16 protein-coding genes are annotated in these 18,642 nt (G+C 48.1%); 12 read left to right on the top strand and 4 right to left on the bottom strand.

Translation table 11 applies throughout. The features are described from left to right. Window positions 1–184: 184 nt before the first annotated feature. The gene (locus BMY62_RS09710; protein WP_090659066.1) at window positions 185–1,186 is read right to left on the bottom strand and encodes a bifunctional methionine sulfoxide reductase B/A protein; all 1,002 of its coding nucleotides are present in this window, start codon (window positions 1,184–1,186) and stop codon (window positions 185–187) included. 287 nt (window positions 1,187–1,473) lie between these two features. On the opposite strand from BMY62_RS09710, the gene BMY62_RS09705 reads away from it, so the two are divergent. The 6 genes from BMY62_RS09705 (at window position 1,474) to BMY62_RS09680 (ending at window position 9,427) form a co-directional block, all read left to right on the top strand. After that, on the top strand, window positions 1,474–4,245 hold the full coding sequence (locus BMY62_RS09705; RefSeq protein WP_256207543.1) for a type I restriction endonuclease subunit R: 2,772 nt from the start codon (window positions 1,474–1,476) through the stop codon (window positions 4,243–4,245). Further along, the gene (locus BMY62_RS09700; protein WP_090659064.1) at window positions 4,242–5,732 is read left to right on the top strand and encodes a restriction endonuclease subunit S; all 1,491 of its coding nucleotides are present in this window, start codon (window positions 4,242–4,244) and stop codon (window positions 5,730–5,732) included. Before BMY62_RS09705 ends, BMY62_RS09700 begins: the two co-directional genes overlap by 4 nt. Continuing rightward, window positions 5,729–6,640, top strand: coding sequence for a GIY-YIG nuclease family protein (locus tag BMY62_RS09695; protein ID WP_218142963.1), 912 nt, complete (start codon window positions 5,729–5,731; stop codon window positions 6,638–6,640). The genes BMY62_RS09700 and BMY62_RS09695 overlap by 4 nt, the downstream gene beginning before the upstream one ends. Window position 6,641: 1 nt before the next feature. Next, window positions 6,642–8,132, top strand: a complete 1,491-nt coding sequence (locus BMY62_RS09690) for a class I SAM-dependent DNA methyltransferase (protein WP_090659063.1) — start codon at window positions 6,642–6,644, stop codon at window positions 8,130–8,132. Window positions 8,133–8,280: 148 nt separating this feature from the next. Next, window positions 8,281–8,913 (top strand): DsbA family protein, encoded by a 633-nt coding sequence (locus BMY62_RS09685; protein WP_090659061.1) that lies wholly within the window; start codon window positions 8,281–8,283, stop codon window positions 8,911–8,913. Window positions 8,914–8,950: 37 nt separating this feature from the next. Beyond that, the gene (locus BMY62_RS09680) at window positions 8,951–9,427 is read left to right on the top strand and encodes a hotdog fold thioesterase (RefSeq protein ID WP_090659059.1); all 477 of its coding nucleotides are present in this window, start codon (window positions 8,951–8,953) and stop codon (window positions 9,425–9,427) included. 107 nt (window positions 9,428–9,534) lie between these two features. Here the strand turns inward: BMY62_RS09680 and BMY62_RS09675 are convergent, their stop codons facing one another. Together BMY62_RS09675 and BMY62_RS09670 are read right to left on the bottom strand one after the other, a co-directional pair. After that, window positions 9,535–9,816 (bottom strand): Lpp/OprI family alanine-zipper lipoprotein, encoded by a 282-nt coding sequence (locus tag BMY62_RS09675; protein WP_090659057.1) that lies wholly within the window; start codon window positions 9,814–9,816, stop codon window positions 9,535–9,537. 185 nt (window positions 9,817–10,001) lie between these two features. Beyond that, on the bottom strand, window positions 10,002–10,559 hold the full coding sequence (locus BMY62_RS09670) for a L,D-transpeptidase (RefSeq protein ID WP_090659055.1): 558 nt from the start codon (window positions 10,557–10,559) through the stop codon (window positions 10,002–10,004). Between the two features lie 104 nt (window positions 10,560–10,663). Between BMY62_RS09670 and BMY62_RS09665 the strand changes: the two genes are divergently transcribed. From BMY62_RS09665 to BMY62_RS09650, 4 genes are all read left to right on the top strand, one after another. After that, window positions 10,664–10,921: a HypC/HybG/HupF family hydrogenase formation chaperone gene (locus tag BMY62_RS09665; RefSeq protein ID WP_090659053.1), complete on the top strand. Its 258-nt coding sequence runs from the start codon at window positions 10,664–10,666 to the stop codon at window positions 10,919–10,921. Next, a complete protein-coding gene (hypD, locus tag BMY62_RS09660; RefSeq protein WP_090659051.1) occupies window positions 10,918–12,069 on the top strand; it encodes a hydrogenase formation protein HypD in 1,152 nt (383 codons plus the stop codon). Before BMY62_RS09665 ends, hypD begins: the two co-directional genes overlap by 4 nt. Then, window positions 12,069–13,127, top strand: a complete 1,059-nt coding sequence (gene hypE / locus BMY62_RS09655) for a hydrogenase expression/formation protein HypE (RefSeq protein ID WP_090659048.1) — start codon at window positions 12,069–12,071, stop codon at window positions 13,125–13,127. The genes hypD and hypE overlap by 1 nt, the downstream gene beginning before the upstream one ends. Window positions 13,128–13,260: 133 nt before the next feature. Continuing rightward, window positions 13,261–14,997 carry a hydrogenase maturation protein gene (locus BMY62_RS09650; protein ID WP_090659046.1) on the top strand — a complete coding sequence of 579 codons (1,737 nt, stop codon included), beginning with the start codon at window positions 13,261–13,263 and terminating at the stop codon, window positions 14,995–14,997. A gap of 124 nt (window positions 14,998–15,121) precedes the next feature. Here BMY62_RS09650 and phoB read toward each other — a convergent pair whose 3' ends face one another. Further along, window positions 15,122–15,868 carry a phosphate regulon transcriptional regulator PhoB gene (phoB, locus tag BMY62_RS09645; RefSeq protein ID WP_090659044.1) on the bottom strand — a complete coding sequence of 249 codons (747 nt, stop codon included), beginning with the start codon at window positions 15,866–15,868 and terminating at the stop codon, window positions 15,122–15,124. A gap of 485 nt (window positions 15,869–16,353) precedes the next feature. On the opposite strand from phoB, the gene BMY62_RS09640 reads away from it, so the two are divergent. After that, on the top strand, window positions 16,354–17,130 hold the full coding sequence (locus BMY62_RS09640; RefSeq protein ID WP_090633944.1) for a DUF3450 family protein: 777 nt from the start codon (window positions 16,354–16,356) through the stop codon (window positions 17,128–17,130). Further along, window positions 17,127–18,641 carry a MotA/TolQ/ExbB proton channel family protein gene (locus tag BMY62_RS09635; protein ID WP_090659042.1) on the top strand — a complete coding sequence of 505 codons (1,515 nt, stop codon included), beginning with the start codon at window positions 17,127–17,129 and terminating at the stop codon, window positions 18,639–18,641. Before BMY62_RS09640 ends, BMY62_RS09635 begins: the two co-directional genes overlap by 4 nt. Window position 18,642: the final 1 nt, after the last annotated feature.

The following is an 18,642-nucleotide window of genomic DNA, read 5'->3' as shown; positions in this document are numbered from 1 at the left end:
GATTGCACTGTGTTGGATTCCGGTTTTCGGAGTTCGATATTGTTCTCGTATCGGGCGCCATGGGCTATTTTAGATTTCAACGAAATCAGCCGGTTAATGAATTGAACCGGTTATACCAATCAGGCCGTATTCGGGCGATCGTTTTAGCTTTTAAATGATAATGCCTTTCTGTCCATTTTGCGGCTTAATTCTCTGTAACTCGGTTTTTCAATGCCCATTCCGGGCGGACCCAGTGACAGGTGTATCCCCAAGGGTGTTTTTCCAGATAATCCTGGTGTTCTTCTTCTGCCTCGTGAAATTGTGAAGCTTTAACCACCTCGGTTTGAATGCTGCCGGGCAGAACGCCGCTTGCTTCGATTTCAGCGATCAGATCCCGGGCCGTTTTTTCCTGCGCTTCGTCAATAAAAAAAATCGCCGAGCGATAGCTGTCGCCGATATCGTTTCCCTGGCGGTTTTTTGTCGTCGGATCATGCATGGTGAAGAAAAACTCCAGCAGTTTTCGGTACGATGTCAGACGGGGGTCGAATACCACTTCAATGGCTTCCGCGTGACCGGTGTCGCCTTTTTTGATATCCCGGTATGTAACGTGCGGCGTGTGACCGCCGGTATAACCAGCGCGCGTACGCAGGACGCCCGGTTGCTTGCGGAACAAATCCTGCATACCCCAGAAACATCCGCCGGCAAGGATGGCGGTTTCTTCCTGGCTGTCAGATTGAACACACTTTCCAGTGTTCTTTCCGCTGTTTTCAAACAGATCAAGATATTCGCCGTAGCCTTCTTCTTCAAGCCTGTTTTTGGGGACAAACCGCAGTGATGCCGAATTGATGCAATAGCGCAAACCGCCCTTGTCGCGGGGGCCGTCAGGAAAAACATGGCCGAGATGCGATCCGCCGTGGCGCGATTTTACTTCCGTACGGATCATGCCGTGGCTGCTATCCGAATGCTCAGTCACATATTCGTCACGTACTGGTCTGGTAAAACTCGGCCAGCCGGAGTGGGAGTCATATTTGTCTGTCGAGGAAAACAGGGGCTCCCCGGAAACGACATCCACATACAGTCCTTCTTCTTTATGGTCCCAGAAAGTATTGCGAAAGGGCGGTTCGGTATCGCCGTGCTGAGTGACCTGGAACTGTAATTCATCCAATTCTTCAACTGCTTGCTGTGTTTTTTCATATTTTCCTGTCATTGCGGCCTCCTTCAGTTTTTTGCAGACAAATTCATTGATATTGTATGGGTCAATTTAAAACCGATAAAGTGGCAACTGTGTAAAACTTGTTCAAAACCACACTGAAAAACACATCGTGGCACTTAAATCGAACTCAGGATGCCTCATATACCTCGTGTATGCTTCCTTTTTTCGTACGCTTCAATCTGTTGCCTAAGCGGATATAATCAGGTTTTAATGCAGTAATCCGAAATAGTATATTGAGTTAATTGAACTGATTGAAATGTACGCTGAAAAAAAATTAATGGATGGCAATGACCGATAAATACCGGAATCCTGAACAAAAGGCCCGGGACAACATTGATAAAATGTTGCGCCAGGCTGGCTGGCGGGTTCAGGACAAGGACAAGATTAATTTCACGGCAGGACCGGGTATTGCCGTCCGTGAGTATCAATCCGATGTTGGCCCAGCTGACTATGTGTTGTTCGTAGACAAGCGAGCCGTTGGCATTATCGAAGCCAAACGAGAAGAAGAGGCGCAAAATATTACGGTCGTCGAAGAGCAATCCGGCATTTACGCCGTGTCCAGACTGAAATGGATCAAGAACAGCGAACCGCTGCCGTTTGTTTATGAAAGCACCGGGGTCATCACCCGCTTTACCAACAGCAAAGACCCGAAACCGCGATCACGGGAAATTTTTTCCTTCCACAGACCGGAAACGCTTAAAGAATGGTTTGAACAGCTCAAATCGTTGCGAAGACGATTGCAGCATATGCCTCCACTTAACCGTGATGGGCTACGGGATTGCCAGATCACAGCCATTGAAAACCTCGAGCAATCGTTCAAGGAAGACCGCCCCCGCGCCTTGGTGCAGATGGCTACAGGTTCAGGCAAAACCTTTACCGCTATTACGTCAGCTTACCGTCTTTTAAAACATGCCGATGCCAAGCGTATCCTGTTTCTGGTTGATACCAAGAACCTCGGAGAGCAGGCCGAGCAGGAATTCATGAAGTTCGTACCAAACGACGATAACCGCAAATTTACGGAATTGTACAATGCACGGCGATTATCCTCGCGCCACGTACCGAATGTTCAGGTCTGTATCAGTACCATCCAGCGCATGTACTCGATCCTGAAGGATGAAGAGCTGGACGAGGCGGCAGAAGAAATTCCACTGGCCGAGCAGTTAACCAAGCCGAAAGAGCCTGTGCCTGTCGGCTATAACGAGAAAGTCCCGCCTGAGTTTTTCGATTTCATCATCATCGACGAATGCCACCGTTCAATTTATAACCTGTGGCGGCAGGTACTGGAATATTTTGATGCTTACCTGATCGGTCTGACCGCCACGCCGGACAACCGCACCTACGGTTTTTTTGATAAGAACGTGGTCAGTGAATACGATCACGAAAAAGCCGTAGCCGACGGTGTGAATGTTGGCAACGAAATTTATGTGATCGAAACCGAGAAAACCAATAGTGGCGGTACCATCAAGGCCAACCAGCAAGTCGAACGCCGGGAAAAGCTCACACGCAAAAAACGCTGGGAAACACAAGACGAAGATGAAGTTTATGCAGCGACCCAGCTTGATAAGGATATCGTTCTTCCGGATCAAATCCGCACCGTCATTCGTACCTTCAAGGAACAACTACCGAATATATTCCCCGGACGGAACGAAGTACCGAAGACCCTGATATTCGCCAAAACCGACAGTCACGCCGACGACATCATCCAGACGGTACGCAAGGAATTCGGCGAAGGAAACGAGTTTTGCAAGAAAGTCACTTACCAGTCGAAGGAAGACCCAAAATCCGTACTGGCACAGTTTCGCAATGATTATTATCCGCGCATTGCTGTGACGGTTGACATGATTGCCACCGGCACGGACGTAAAACCGCTGGAGTGTTTGCTTTTCATGCGCGATGTCAAAAGCCGCAATTACTTTGAGCAAATGAAAGGACGCGGCACAAGAACGCTGGGTTATGACGATCTTAGGAAAGTCACACCCTCGGCGACCAGCGCCAAGACCCATTATGTGATCGTGGATGCTATCGGCGTCACCAAATCCCTGAAAACGGCCAGCCAGCCGCTAATCACGAAACCTTCTGTGTCACTCAAGTGCCTGGCCATGGGCGTGATGATGGGCGCGACGGATGAAGATACCGTCAGTTCCCTTGCGGGCCGCCTGTCGCGCCTGAATAAACAGCTCAACGATAAAGACCTCGAACGTATCAAAGAAAAATCCGGCGGACTGGAACTAACCGATATTGTTGGCAACCTGCTCGCCGCCATTGACCCGGACAATATCGAGAAAAAAGCGCGAGAAATTGATAAAACACCGGCAGATCAGGAGCCGCAACCCGAAACCCGTACAAAAGCGCAAAGCGAACTGGTCAGTAACGCCGCAAATGTTTTTACCGGGGAGCTGATCGAGTTGCTCGATAGCATCCGGCGGGACAAAGAACAGATTATTGATCACGGCGTGATTGATAAACCGACAAATGTGGGTTGGGCTGGGGACGCAGTAGAAAATGCGAGATCGATGGTGCAGGATTTTGAAGCCTACCTGGAAGAAAATCGGGATGAAATCGAAGCGTTGACCATATTTTATAAAATCCCGCATCGGCGTCAGGATATAACGCTAGCCATGATTAAAATGGTCAAGGCAAGACTTCACGAAGATAAGCCGATGCTGGCTCCGCTTCGTGTATGGAAAGCCTATGCCAACCTTGACGGCTATCGGGGTGAGAATCCGGTCAATGAACTAACTGCACTCATTTCCCTCATCCGCCGGGCCTGCGGCATTGATAAAACTGTGTCCCGGCACAGTGAGACGGTACGGAAAAATTTTCAAGACTGGATCATGAAACATCACAGTGGCGGCAGTACGAAATTTAACGAAGAACAGATGGAATGGCTGCATATGATCCGTGATCATGTCATCAACTCGTTTCATATTGAGCGTGATGATCTGGAATCAAACCCCTTCGATGCCAAGGGCGGCTTGGGAAAAATGTATAAGCTGTTCGGGGATGATATGGACAGGCTCATTAACGAATTGAATGAGGCGCTGGTGGCGTGAGTGAATTACCTGAAAATTGGGAGAAATGTGATTTTGGTGATGTCGCTTATCTAAAAAATGGCTATGCCTTTAAAAGCAACGCTTATCTTCATGAGGGTACGCCAGTAATAAGAATATCAGATATTTCAGATGGTGAAGTGTCTTCTAAAAACTCTGTAAGAGTTGATTACACAAATGATTTTGATGGTTTCCATGTTAGCAAAGGAGATATTCTGATAGCAATGTCCGGCGCAACAACTGGAAAATTTGGTGTTTATAATTCTTCCAAAATTGCACTCCAAAATCAACGAGTAGGAAATATCAGACCTTATTCTGAGGAGATTATAAACAAAAAGTTTATTTTCTATTTTTTGTTTTCGGCTAAGCGGGAAATAGAAAAAAGAGCTTACGGTGGAGCGCAGCCTAATATCTCCGCAAATAAAATTGAAACAATACCTTTTTTGTTGCCTCCGCTCAACGAACAAAAGCGGATTGTAGCCAAGATTGAAGCGCTGTTTTCCGAACTGGATAAGGGGATAGAAAGCCTCAAAACCGCCCGTGAACAGCTCAGAGTCTACCGCCAAGCCGTCCTCAAGCATGCCTTTGAAGGAAAACTCACCGCCGACTGGCGTGAGGAAAACAAAGACAAACTCGAAACCGCCGATGAGTTGCTAGAGCGTATCCAACAAGAACGCGAAGCTCATTACCAACAACAGCTCGAAAATTGGGAACAAAAAGGAAAAATAAGTAAGAAACCGACTAAACCCAAGACACCAGCCAATACAAAGGCTATGGGCGACACGCAATACAAAGTTATTCCGCATGAATGGGCCACGCTACCGCTTGAATATTTAGCGGTAGAAGCAGTATTGGGAAAAATGCTGGATAAAAAAAAGAACAAAGGTGTTGCTCGTCCTTATTTAGGGAACATCAATCTACGCTGGGGAAATTTTGATCTAAGCAACCTCAAAACAATGAAAATAGAAGATGGGGAAACAGAACGATACAGCCTAAAAAAAGGAGATTTGGTGATTTGTGAAGGCGGAGAGCCTGGGCGTTGCGCTATTTGGGATGGTGACGACGATAGCATTTTTATACAAAAGGCACTTCACAGGGTAAGGTTTACCATAAGTTACGATTCCAATTTTGCCTATCATTTTATGGTTTATGCAACGAGTTCTGGTTTACTTAAACGTTTATTTACTGGAACTACGATCAAGCATTTAACGGGCAAGGGATTAAACCAAGTAATATTTCCTATTCCGTCAAAAGCGGAACAATTAGCTATATGTGAAGAATTGGATCAAAAATTCACCTCAATAGAAAAATTAGAAGCTGAGATTAATAGTAATCTCAAGAGGACAGAAATTCTGCGCCAATCCATTCTAAAACAAGCCTTCTCGGGCAAATTGGTTACTCAAGACCCGAATGATGAACCCGCCTCTGTTCTGCTCGAACGTATTAAGACCGAGAAAGAAGGTAATAAAAAGAAAAGGAATGCGGCATGATGCCTAATAAAAAAGGACGCTCTATTGAGTTGTTTTTTGTAAATGGTAATCCCGATGGCATGCTGACGGCAACCATTCCGTTTCAATGGACGGGTCATGTGCTTGTGACCAGCCGCACGCAGCTTAAAGACGCCCTTAAACGTGAAGAAGCCAGCAGACCGGGTGTGTATCTTCTGCTCGGTGAAAATGATGATGGGCCATTATTGTATATTGGTGAAAGTGACGATATTGGCAAACGCATCAAAAATCATGATGCACTTAAGGATTGGTGGTCTACGGCAATTTTTATCACATCAAGCGGCGAACAACTCAACAAAGCCCACATACGATACCTTGAAAGCCGGTTGGTTGAGAAAGCAAGACAGGCGAATAAAATATCGCTGGATAATGGAAACAGCCCTTCTATATCTGCGCTGAGTGAAGCTGCCGAGGCGCATATGGCAGATTTTCTGGATAATATTTACCTTGTCTTACCTGCGCTGAAATTTGATTTCTTTATCCAGAACACGAGAGCCACAGAACGGCTGGAAGCAGCCAACACCAACAGTGACAAACCGATTTTTGTATTGAACACACCCAAGCACGGACTGACAGCACGCGCCACAATTGAAGACAGTCACTTCATTGTCGAAGCCGGATCAAAAGCAAAAATGGAATGGACGAGCGCTACGGCTAAAAACAGCAGCTATGGCAAGCTTTTTGATGAACTGGTCGATCAGGGTGTTTTGGCCGTAGATGGAAAGAACCGTGTTTTTACTCAAAATTATGCATTCAACAGTCCCAGTGCGGCAGCGGCAGTCGTCTATGGAAGACCTGCATCCGGGCCTATGGAGTGGAAAGTGGAAGGCACCCGTAAAAATTATAAGGAATGGGAAGCTGAAGAAATCATGAAAGAAGGTCACGTATAGCATGAATACAGCATCAATCGTATCTAAAGTCTGGAGTTTCTGTACCACCCTGCGGGATGATGGCGTGGGCTATGGCGATTATCTGGAGCAGCTGACTTATCTGATCTTTCTGAAGATGGCCGATGAATATACCAAGCCGCCCTATAACCGCGATGTGGGTATTCCTGCCGAATATAACTGGCAAAGCCTTAAATCAAAGAAAGGCGCGGAGCTGGAAGGCCATTACATTACCTTGCTGCGTGAACTCAGCACCAAAAAAGGCATGCTTGGCCAGATATTCACCAAATCACAAAACAAAATCCAGGACCCGGCAAAACTGTTCCGCCTCATTGACATGATTGACGGTACAGAATGGGTAACAATGGGCGCAGACACTAAAGGAGATATTTACGAAGGATTGTTGGAAAAGAACGCTGAGGATACCAAGTCCGGCGCTGGCCAGTACTTCACACCGCGCTCGCTTATCAAGGCTATGGTGGAGTGTGTGCGGCCCGAACCGGGCAAGACGATTGCCGACCCCGCTTGCGGTACCGGTGGTTTTTTTCTGACGGCTTATGATTTCATCACGAACCCGGATAACTCTGCACTCGACAAAGATCAGAAAGCCTTCTTAAAACATGAAACCTTTTCTGGAAATGAGATTGTAGCCAACACACGCCGCCTGTGTCTTATGAATATGTTTCTGCACAATATCGGTGAAATTGACGGTGAAAGCGTGGTTTCCCCCAATGACGCGCTGGTAGCGGATGAAGGGAAACGGTTTGATTACGTGCTGGCGAATCCGCCTTTTGGAAAGAAAAGCTCAATGAGTTTTACCAATGAGGAAGGCGAACAGGACAGGGAAGACCTCACCTATAACCGGCAGGACTTCTGGGCAACGACCTCAAACAAACAGCTTAATTTTGTTCAGCATATCCGTACCATGCTTAAGACCACAGGCCGTGCTGCTGTGGTTGTACCTGACAATGTGCTGTTTGAAGGCGGTGCAGGTGAAACAATCCGGCGTAAATTGTTAGAGAACACTGATCTGCATACGATCTTGAGATTGCCTACCGGGATTTTCTATGCGAACGGCGTAAAAGCGAACGTAATCTTTTTCGATAACCGCGAAGCCAGTCCGAACCCGTGGACAAAAGAAGTCTGGTACTACGATTACCGCACGAACATTCACCATACGTTGAAAAAGAAACCCTTACGGTTTGAAGATTTGGCGGAATTCATTGATTGTTATAACCCCCACAACCGTCACGAACGCAAGGCGACATGGGATGAGGAAAAGAATCCAGAAGGACGCTGGCGAAAATTTACCTATGAAGCGCTTATGGCACGGGACAAAACCAGTCTTGATCTGTTCTGGCTGAAGGACAAGAGTCTCACAGACCTGGAAAATCTGCCCGAACCGGATGAGTTGGCGGAAGAAATCATCGAAAACCTGGAGGCGGGCCTAAACAGCTTTCGCGAAGTATTGTCTGGTTTGGGAAATGCATCTTAAGTCTTGCGCTTGCAGGGTGATTTAACATTACGTGGAACTGAATGATTGTCGTGCGTCGGCTGAAATATCTTCCGGCATTTGATATCATCTGAACGGTTTATTTTTATCGATTCTAAATGTGGCACCAGTGTCTGTAAATTTCTCAACGATGCCAGAGTCAACCCGACTTTATTATGTCTACGATCCAATGTGCAGTTGGTGCTATGCGTTCGTCAATAGCTGGACAGCGCTGCAACGGGTGTTGCCTGAGGATGTCGAAGTGGTTTATGTGCTGGGTGGTCTTGCGCCGGATACAACGGAACCCATGCCGGAAGCCATGCGCAATATGATTCGGCAAACATGGCGGAAAATTGAAGAAACGGTGCCGGGCGTGCATTTCAATTTTGATTTCTGGACGCTTAACACGCCGGTACGATCGACTTATCCGGCGTGCAGAGCAGTTCTGGCGGCCGGAAAACAGAATCCTGCTGCCGGCGTGGAAATGCTGCGGGCGATTCAGCATGCCTATTATCAGTTCGCCAGGAATCCGTCGCTGTTAGAGACGCTGCAGGAATGTGCCGAAGCGATCGGCCTGAATGGCGCCGCATTCAGATCGGATCTGACCAGTGATAATACCGATGCGGTACTGCATCAGGAGCTTCAACTGGCGGCCGAACTGAACGCATTTTCATTTCCTTCGCTGCGGCTGATGCATCAGGGCGCGGTTTATTCGATCGCGGTCGATTACCGTGATCATCTTGCCATGCTGAAGGAAATCGATGCAGTGATCAATGGCAAATAATGGTTTTTAAAAACGTTTATATCAACAGGGAATTTTCATGAGCAGTATCTGGTTTAAGGATTATACAGTTGAATATCTGGAAGGTTTGCGCAATGCCAACATGGGTGAACATATTGGTATACATTTTACCGAAGTCGGCCCTGATTTTCTGAAAGCACGCATGCCGGTAGACAAACGTACAACACAGCCATTTGGCATTATGCACGGCGGTGCCAGCTGTGTGTTGTCTGAATCGCTGGGTAGCGTTTCAGGATGGATGACGATTGATCCGGACAAATACCGTGCGGTTGGTCTCGAGCTCAACATCAATCATATCCGCGCAGTGACCAAGGGGCATGTCATCGGAACCTGCACGCCGTTGCATACGGGGAGACGCACGCAGGTCTGGCAGACCGATATTACCGAAGAAGCCACGGGCAAGCGCGTGGCGATTTCCAGGCTGACACTGGCGATCATTGACCACGGTACGCTGAGTGCGCAAAAAGAGCATGTGGTCGTGGATAGAAAAGACTGAACAGATTCCGGTTCAGCGCCGGTATTACAGGAAAAGCGGCCAAAGAGCCCATAAACAAAAAACCCCTCGTAGCGAGGGGCTCAGCATATCAAATCACATGAACTTAATTATTTTTGCATTGACTTTTTGAACATACGATCGATTTTTTCTGCTGTATCCATTGAACGTCTATTCGCTTCATTAGCAATATTGACGGCATCATTGGCTTTTGCATTGGCTGCCGCAGCATCTGATTTTGCTGCAGCTACATCGGCTGACAGTCTGTCGATTTGAGTTTGCAAATCGGCTCTTGTTGAATCCAAATCGCCTGTGGTTGCGCAGCCGGTTACACCAATAAATGCGCCTGTTGTTACGACTAATGCCAGTGTGCGTTTAATATCTCTAGTCATGCTAATTTAACTCCTCTTTCATTTTAACGATTTTTTCAATAATGAATCCAACCTTGTTACGAGGCACTTCTGATTTTTTAATATCAGCAGTGATTAGGAATATTAGCTGATTTATTCAGTAAAATAAATGGCTTCCACGGTGAATATATAAATCTTTTTTTTACGGTGTGAATTTTTATAATCCGTTAACGGATTTTGACCATAACCCCGGGTTTAAGCCATTTTCCAAGCAGATCAATTTGCTCATTGGTTAATGCAATACAGCCATTGGTCCAGTGAAACTGGTCATGGACTTCCGGATCGCCACGACCAATGCCATGAATTCCGATATAGCCACCTAAAACGGTATTTTGCGGCGGTGTCCTTTCCTGATTGGTTGCTTTCAGGATTGTCAGCCAGGTATCCTGGTCAATCCGGTTTTCTTCGAGAGCGCGCCGCGCTGTTTCACGGTCAGGATAGTCCAGGCCGAAAAACCGATAGTACTGGCTTTTCTCATTGATCCATCCGATTCTGAAATCGCCCAGGGGTGTTTTATCGTCTTTCGTTACCTTGTGCCAGGTTGTGCCAAAGCGACCGATGGCGATGTTTTCGAAAACATCCTGAATTTTATCGCCTTGCATGACTGTAAGGGTATGATCGATCGTGTTTACGTCTATCCATACATCATTGGCTTTTGCGCCGCAAGCCAGGAAAGAGAAAAAAAACAGGCCAAGAACCTTACTCAAAAACCCAGGTGTATGCATAAGTACTATCCAACCGTATTGACTTGACGATAAACACATGTATCAATGTACTCAGCGATTATGTCATAATTTACGCGTTGAGGATTTATTTGTTGAAATTTTTTATGTGCCTGGCTATCCCTGCAAAGGTTGAGCAATTCACTGCTGATGATAACGCGATTGTCGAGTTATCCGGAATACGCAAGGAAATTTCTTTGGCACTGGTTGACGAGGTCAGTCCGGGTGATTACGTGATCGTGCACGCCGGATATGCAATACAGAAACTTGATGTCGAGGAAGCGGAGCGAACGCTCGCGCTGTTTGAAGAACTGTACGCGCAAACAGGCAACTTTCCGGATTTTCCGCAAACCGGTACCACATGAAGTATATTGAAGCCTTCCGAGACGGCAGACTGGCGCGTAAAATCGCCGGGCAGACTGCCAAAGAAGCCGATCCGCGCCGCCATTACTATCTGATGGAATTCTGCGGCGGTCATACCCATGCAATTTCCAGATACGGCATAGCCGATCTGCTCCCGGCACATATTCACATGATCCATGGACCGGGTTGTCCGGTCTGTGTGCTGCCGATGGGGCGACTGGAGAACGCAATTCAACTTGCGCAAACACCCGGTGTCATTTTATGCAGCTACGGTGATATGCTGCGCATACCGACGGCAAAAGGCAACAGCCTGCTGAAAGTAAAGAGCCGGGGTGCTGATATACGCATGATCTATTCCAGTTCGGAAGCACTGGATATAGCCCGGCAGAACCCGGACAAGTGTATCGTTTTTCTGGCCATCGGCTTTGAAACCACTACGCCGCCAACAGCCGTTGTGATCAAACAGGCCCAGAAGCTTGGCCTGTCTAATTTTACCGTATTCTGCAATCATGTGCTCACGCCTTCAGCAATCTCGCATATTCTTTTGTCGCCGGAAATACGGCAGCTTGGCCTGGTGCGACTGGATGGTTTCATTGGTCCAGCGCATGTGTCCACCGTAATCGGCTCCCGGCCGTACGAATATTTTGTAGAAGAATTTCAAAAGCCTGTCGTGATAGCCGGATTTGAGCCGCTCGACGTGATACAGGCGATCCTGATGCTGGTCCGGCAGATAAACGAAGGTCGCGCTGAAGTGGAAAACGAATTTACCCGCGCGGTATTGCCGCACGGAAATATCAAGGCGCAGAAGCTGGTCGCCGACGTATTTGAATTGCGCCGCTCTTTCGAATGGCGTGGTCTGGGGCATGTGCCGTACAGCGCGCTGCGTATCAAATCCTGTTTTGCAGATTTCGATGCAGAGCAGCGTTTCGAGATTCCTGCTTTGTCGCTTCCAGATCACAAGGCATGCGAATGTGGCGCGATTCTGCGCGGGGTTAAACACCCGCGTGACTGTAAGATTTTCGGCACTGTCTGTACACCGGACAATCCGATCGGATCCTGCATGGTATCGTCGGAGGGTGCCTGCGCCGCCTATTTCCGATACGGCCGGTTTCGAGACAATCAAAGCCAGCACGAAATGGCAGGGCATTAATGCAGTCATCGGCAAATAAAAAGCATGCGTATACACGCACGCTTGATTTTAAAACCGGCTGTGTTGAGATGATGCATGGCAGCGGCGGACGCGCCATGGCGCAGCTGATCGATCAGCTTTTCATGACGGCGTTTGATAATGACTTTCTGCGTCAGATGAACGACCAGGCGAGCTTTACAAGCTCCGGCGGGCGGATGGTGATGGCGACCGACAGTCATGTAATTACGCCGCTTTTTTTTCCAGGCGGTGATATTGGCTGCCTGTCCGTGCATGGCACGATTAATGACGTCGTCATGGCCGGTGCAAAGCCTTTGTATTTGTCAGCCGGATTTATACTGGAGGAAGGTCTTCCTCTGGGCGATCTTAAACGTATCGTTGAATCGATGGCTGCAGCAGCGCGGGTAATACCGGTTCCGATCATTACCGGCGACACCAAAGTCGTGGAGCGGGGCAGTGGCGACGGTGTCTTTATCACAACCACGGGTATCGGCATGATACCTGAGAATGTTTTTATTTCTAGCGAGCGTGCAAAACCCGGCGACAATATATTGATTTCCGGAACGATCGGCGACCATGGCATTGCCGTCATGCTGGCACGCGAGGACTTTGCGTTTCAAAGTTCGCTCGAATCCGACACGGCTTCACTGCACGATCTGGTCTCCGTCATGGTGGAAGCAGTGCCTGGTATTCACGTGTTGCGAGATCCGACACGAGGCGGGGTTGCTGCGGCTTTGAATGAAATTGCTCAGCAGTCCGGCACAGGGATGATGCTGTTTGAAGAGCGGATACCGGTGAAACCGGCAGTGAGCGCGGCATGCGAATTTCTGGGTTTCGACCCGATGTATGTGGCCAATGAGGGCAAGCTGATTGCCGTTTGTGCACCCGAAGATACGGACAAATTGCTTGATACGATGCGTGCGCATCCTTTGGGATGCAATGCTGCTGTTATTGGTGAAATCATAGCCGACAGTCATTCCTTTGTGCAGATGAAAACCCGCTTTGGCGGCACACATGTAGTGGACTGGCTGAGTGGGGACCAGTTGCCGCGCATCTGCTGAAGAAGCGTCGTTTTTCACCAGCCCAAATCAAATACTTTTTTGTGCGACTTTGACGCGTATGTGTTAGCCATATGCCTGCTTTGCGGATCAACCTGATTCTGAATGATATTAGAAACAGTCCGGTTACAATTTTATGAAAATCCTGTTTTTGACGCACAGTTTCAACAGTCTGGCGCAGCGGTTGTACGTTGAACTGACGCAGCTCCGCCATGCAGTGTCGATTGAGTTCGATATCAATGATACCGTGAGTGAACAGGCGGTAGCACTGTTTCAGCCCGAGCTCATTGTCGCGCCATTTCTGAAACGTGCGATTCCCGAATCGATCTGGCGTAATGTGCCTTGCCTGATCGTCCATCCCGGCATAGTCGGCGATCGGGGACCATCTGCCCTCGACTGGGCCATGATGCAGGAACAGGCAGAATGGGGTGTAACCGTGTTGCAGGCAAATGGTGAGATGGATGCCGGCGATATATGGGCGTTTGAAAATTTTCAAATGCCGCCTGTACATTTAACCAAAAAAAGCAGTTTGTATCGCGATCAGGTCGTTGAATCTGCGGTCCGGGCAGTATTGACCGCAATCGAGCGTTATTCCACAGGCGGCTATCGACCGGAACCGCAGGACTATTCCCGGCCAGAGATGCGCGGACGCAAGCACACGCCCATTTACCAGAGTGATCGTGCAATCGACTGGCAACAGGACAATACCCATACAGTTCTGAAAAAAATCAATGCGGCAGATGGCTTTCCGGGCGTACTTGACAAAATATCGGACGTGGACTGGTATGTGTATGATGCACATTCTGAAGCACGATTGACGGGGGCGCCCGGAAAAATCATCGCGAAACGCCATAACGCCATTTGTCGCGCGACTATCGACGGTGCGGTGTGGATCGGTCATCTGAAACGCAAACCAGACAATGCGACAGCGCCGTTAACGCTCAAGCTGGCGGCGACAACAGCGTTGGAGTCTTACTGTGCTGATCGATTGGATGGTGTGCCTGAAGTGGACTATGATCCGTTCGTGCCGGTGCGTTATGACACATACCGCGATATCTGGTTCGAGCAAAAAAATGACGTGGGTTATCTGCATTTCGCATTTTATAACGGCGCCATGGACACCGGGCAGTGCCAACGACTGCGGCAGGCGTATTTGAAGGCGACGCAACAAAATATTAAAGTGATCGTGTTGATGGGCGGTGCGGATTTCTGGTCGAACGGTATACATTTGAATCATATCGAATTTGCTGGCAGTCCTGCGGATGAATCCTGGCGCAATATCAACGCAATGAACGACCTGGTGCTGGCGATTATCACCAACGAGCAGCAATTCACCATCGCTGCGTTACAGGGCAATGCAGGGGCGGGCGGTGTTTTCCTGTCGCTGGCGGCTGATTTCGTTTTTGCGCGGAAAAGCGTGGTTCTAAATCCGCATTACAAGAGCATGGGCAATCTGTACGGTTCGGAGTACTGGACATATCTGTTGCCTAAACGTGTTGACCCGGACAAAGCTGTGTCGCTCACACAAAACCGCTTGCCAATCGGTGCCAGTGAGGCCCGTGATCTGGGACTGATAGACGATTGCATTGCAATGGACCGGCAAGGATTTGTTCGTGAAATCGAACGGCGAGCGGAACAGCTGGCGCATGCAGCAGACTATACAGCACGATTACAGCAAAAAGTGCAGCAGCGCTGCCAGGATGAGCGGCTAAAACCGTTGCAGCAGTACCGCGATGAAGAGCTGCAGCAAATGCAGCTTAATTTTTACGGCTTCGATCCGAGTTACCATGTCGCGCGTTATCATTTCGTATACAAAATCCCGCATGCCTGGACGCCGCTGTATCTTGCGCGACACCGGTGGATTAAGCACTAATTATAGGCCGAGATCACCGGACAACTTTGCCAGGTTTTATCCCTTTGAGTATATTCCAGATGTTGAAACAGTTTCTTGGAAAAGCTTTGAAACAATGGTGATTTAAGGTTTGTATCTGTCTGTCCTACGATTGTTGCTGCTGTTCCCCTGAGTCTGTTTCGTAATCACTCGAAAACCGGTATCCCGTGCCTCGCACGGTCTGCACCAGATAATCCTTGCCGATTTTTTCCAGCACCTTGCGCAGACGGCGAATATGAACGTCGACGGTTCGGTCTTCGATAAATACATGGTCGCCCCAGATGCGGTCGAGCAGTTGCGTGCGCGTATAGACGCGCTCCTTGTGCGCCATGAGAAAATGTAGCAGACGAAATTCGGTGGGGCCGAGTTTAACCTCGGTGGGTTCAGCAGCTGCATTATCGTCGTGATAGGCGAAAACACGGTGCGTTGTCGGGTCGATTCTCAGGCCGCCGGCTTCGATGATTTCTTCCGATATCTCTGGCACGCGCCGGCGTAACACAGCTTTGATGCGCGCTATCAATTCGCGGGGTGAAAACGGTTTGGTGATATAGTCATCTGCACCGGCTTCGAGTCCGGTCACTTTGTCATCCAGATCGATTCTTGCAGTTAGCATGATGATCGGGATTGACTGCGTCCGCGTATTGCGTCTTAACTGGCGGGCGAACTCGATTCCGCTGGATTTGGGTAACATCCAGTCAAGCAATACCAGGTCGGGTAATACGTTATTGACCATTACAGTCGCCTGTTCGGCATCCATCGCGCAGACAGGCGTCAGTCCCGATTTTTTCAGATTATAGGAAATCAATTCCTGTATTGCCGGTTCATCTTCCACGACCAGTACGGTTATAGACATTAGAGAAGCTCCATCTAATATATGACGTTTATTCAAAAATATTCACTGCTGAACACTATGTCTGTAAATGCCGGTAGAACAGCCTATTTTACGGATGTATTGCTGTTTTCATTACAGCCGTTGCATAAACATACATAAAAATACATACAAAATAACTATCGACAACGGGGTGTAGGCTTTGTATTCAGCCTCTTTCCTGTTATCCGGCTATGTGTTTAGACCGTGCAATACGCCAATCGTATCTATTCAACGCATGACAAGTTGCAAAAATATTACAAAGATTAGATGACAGTTTTGTGACATTACACGAAATACTGCGGCTGCATTTATAAAGATAGTGGGGTTATTGAATAAATTCACCAAAGTGTCATGAAAATGAAACATTCGCTTAGTAGCATGCGCTCGTAAAATAATTTTAATAATGTTGCATAAGGAATGGTCTCGGAATTTTTCTGAAAGCAACATATATCAAAGGTTTGAGAAAAATGAATGCAGGTTGGTGGAAAGCCCCTTTGCTTCTGTTCATGATGTTCTGGGTGTTCTGGCTGGCGCCAGTATCGATGGCAAAAGCAAATAATATTGAAAATCTGGCACGTTCGCTGGCAAAACTTCGTGGAGAAGTTGAAGCGCTCCAAACAGAGCTTGATCTGGAAAAAGACAAACACAAAAGTAAAATCACTTCCTTGTCTTCTCAGCTGGCTGATCTTAGCGTAGAGGAGAGACGACAAAACACTGCGATTGAAAAACTCGAGCATTCGCTGGAGAAGCTGACTGAGGCCTCCGCGCAGGCTGAACAGTCAGGTGAGCAGCTAAAACCGGTTTTGCTCAAGGTACTGGCACGTTACAGGCAGTATGTGCTGACAGGATTTCCATTCAAAATTGACGACCGTGTCAAGGCCATTGAGACGCTGGAAGACAATATCATCAATGATCTCGTCGATCCGAATAAGGCAGTCAACCAGGCATGGGCTTTGATTGAAGATGAAATCCGCCTGAGCAAGGAAAACGGAATTTACCAACAGGCCATTCTGCTTGATGGTGAAAAAGTGCTTGCGGATATCGCAAAACTGGGAACGGTATTTCTTTTCTTTCAAACAAGGGACAACAGGGCCGGAATGGCAAAGCAGGCCGAAAACGGCGAGTGGCGGTTTGAAGCGGTAAGCAGTACCGGCGATATTAGTCGTATTGCGACATTGTTTGATTCCCTGAAGAAACAGATTCGCCAGGGCTATTTTGAATTACCCAATCCCTTAAGAAAATGAAAAAAAATTACTTGATTTTGGCCCTGGCATTATGTGTCAATCTGATCATTACGGCCGGTTTGGCCAGTGCTCAGGAGAAAAAAACCAACGAGACAACAGTAGAGGCAGCTGATCAGGGTGACAGTGCAGCAGCGAAACCCAGTGCCAAGCAGAATCAGCCAGCGCCAGAACGGGAAAAAATCAGTCTCGAAACAGCATACAAGCGTGAGCATGCATTTCTGGAAGCACAAAAAAGAGAACTGACCGAACGGCTGAGGAATTATCAGGCCAGCGCTTCAAAGGAAGCACAGGCGCTGAGCCAGAAAATTAATGGACTGGAGCAGAAGTCAATCGAACGTTCTGCCAGAATCGATCAGTTGAATGCGTTACTGGCAGATGCAGAACGAAAAGAGGCTGCGATATTCGAGCGCAACGATGCATTGGAGGCAACATACGCACAGGCCGACTCAACGCTGAAAAATCACGAGATACAGTTACCGGCATCGCTGATGGATTCCAAGGGAAATGACCCGACCAAAGTGGGTTTCATTTTTGATCAGGCGCTTTCATTGATTCGTGATCTCGGATTGGTCAAAACAGAGTCCGGTAAATTTTTTCTGGAGACCGGCAAACAGATACAAGGCGATATCATTCGCTTGGGCAATATTGCCGCATATGGCATCAGCGAGGAAGGCAGCGGCAGTCTGGTACCGGCCGGTGGTGGCGATCTTAAAATGTGGAAAGAGCCCAGCGCTGAAGATTCAGCACTTGCGTTAAACAACAATCAGCAACCCGAAATTTTAAGACTCTTTCTGTTTGAATCGCGAACAGCATCCATTGATGAAGCAGCTGAGAAAACACTGCTCAGTATTATCAATTCAGGCGGTATTATCGGCTGGATCATAGTCGCGCTCGGCTTATTGGCTGTGTTGCTGGCAATATTCCGGGTTTATCTGCTGCGAACCAACAGCGCCAACACGCAGCAAATTTCCGAAGAAGTCATACAGCAGGTGTCAAGCGGAGATTTTGATGCCGCAAAACAGCGTTGTGAGAATGGGTCGACAGCCATGACTCGTGTTCTGGCCAATACGCTGACTCATTTGAAAGATGACAGGGATCACATGGAAAGCGTTGTGCACGAAGCCATTCTGCGGGAGTCCGGTACGCTGGAGCGCTTCGGTTCGGCAATTATTGTCATTGCCTCCGTTTCACCGTTGCTTGGACTGCTGGGTACGGTGACGGGGATGATAGCCACTTTCGATGTCATAACGGAATTCGGAACCGGCGATCCAAAACTGCTCTCGGGCGGCATTTCAATTGCCCTGGTTACGACTGAACTGGGTCTGTCAGTCGCCATACCAACCTTGCTGATCGGTTCCCTGCTGGCAGCCTGGGCAAGAAATATCAAACGTGATATGGAACATGCTGCACTCAGAGTCACAAACGCTTTCCTTAGCAATGTGCAAATGGAACGTGTTGACGCTGGATCCGGCGATAGTTCCATCAGGGTATCGAGTAATCCGGCGGGCTAGG

Origin of the sequence: Nitrosomonas marina (genome assembly GCF_900111605.1) — a bacterium.
Lineage (GTDB): Bacteria > Pseudomonadota > Gammaproteobacteria > Burkholderiales > Nitrosomonadaceae > Nitrosomonas > Nitrosomonas marina_A.
This window is presented reverse-complemented; position numbering and strand designations above follow the sequence as displayed.

Excerpts from the sequence above, each read along its gene's own strand:
- BMY62_RS09710 (WP_090659066.1), bottom strand. The coding sequence starts at position 1,186 with ATGACAGGAAAATATGAAAAAACACAGCAAGCAGTTGAAGAATTGGAT.
- BMY62_RS09705 (WP_256207543.1), top strand. The coding sequence starts at position 1,474 with ATGGCAATGACCGATAAATACCGGAATCCTGAACAAAAGGCCCGGGAC.
- BMY62_RS09695 (WP_218142963.1), top strand. The coding sequence starts at position 5,729 with ATGATGCCTAATAAAAAAGGACGCTCTATTGAGTTGTTTTTTGTAAAT.
- BMY62_RS09690 (WP_090659063.1), top strand. The coding sequence starts at position 6,642 with ATGAATACAGCATCAATCGTATCTAAAGTCTGGAGTTTCTGTACCACC.
- BMY62_RS09685 (WP_090659061.1), top strand. The coding sequence starts at position 8,281 with ATGCCAGAGTCAACCCGACTTTATTATGTCTACGATCCAATGTGCAGT.
- BMY62_RS09680 (WP_090659059.1), top strand. The coding sequence starts at position 8,951 with ATGAGCAGTATCTGGTTTAAGGATTATACAGTTGAATATCTGGAAGGT.
- BMY62_RS09675 (WP_090659057.1), bottom strand. The coding sequence starts at position 9,816 with ATGACTAGAGATATTAAACGCACACTGGCATTAGTCGTAACAACAGGC.
- BMY62_RS09670 (WP_090659055.1), bottom strand. The coding sequence starts at position 10,559 with ATGCATACACCTGGGTTTTTGAGTAAGGTTCTTGGCCTGTTTTTTTTC.
- BMY62_RS09665 (WP_090659053.1), top strand. The coding sequence starts at position 10,664 with ATGTGCCTGGCTATCCCTGCAAAGGTTGAGCAATTCACTGCTGATGAT.
- hypD (WP_090659051.1), top strand. The coding sequence starts at position 10,918 with ATGAAGTATATTGAAGCCTTCCGAGACGGCAGACTGGCGCGTAAAATC.
- hypE (WP_090659048.1), top strand. The coding sequence starts at position 12,069 with ATGCAGTCATCGGCAAATAAAAAGCATGCGTATACACGCACGCTTGAT.
- BMY62_RS09650 (WP_090659046.1), top strand. The coding sequence starts at position 13,261 with ATGAAAATCCTGTTTTTGACGCACAGTTTCAACAGTCTGGCGCAGCGG.
- phoB (WP_090659044.1), bottom strand. The coding sequence starts at position 15,868 with ATGTCTATAACCGTACTGGTCGTGGAAGATGAACCGGCAATACAGGAA.
- BMY62_RS09640 (WP_090633944.1), top strand. The coding sequence starts at position 16,354 with ATGAATGCAGGTTGGTGGAAAGCCCCTTTGCTTCTGTTCATGATGTTC.
- BMY62_RS09635 (WP_090659042.1), top strand. The coding sequence starts at position 17,127 with ATGAAAAAAAATTACTTGATTTTGGCCCTGGCATTATGTGTCAATCTG.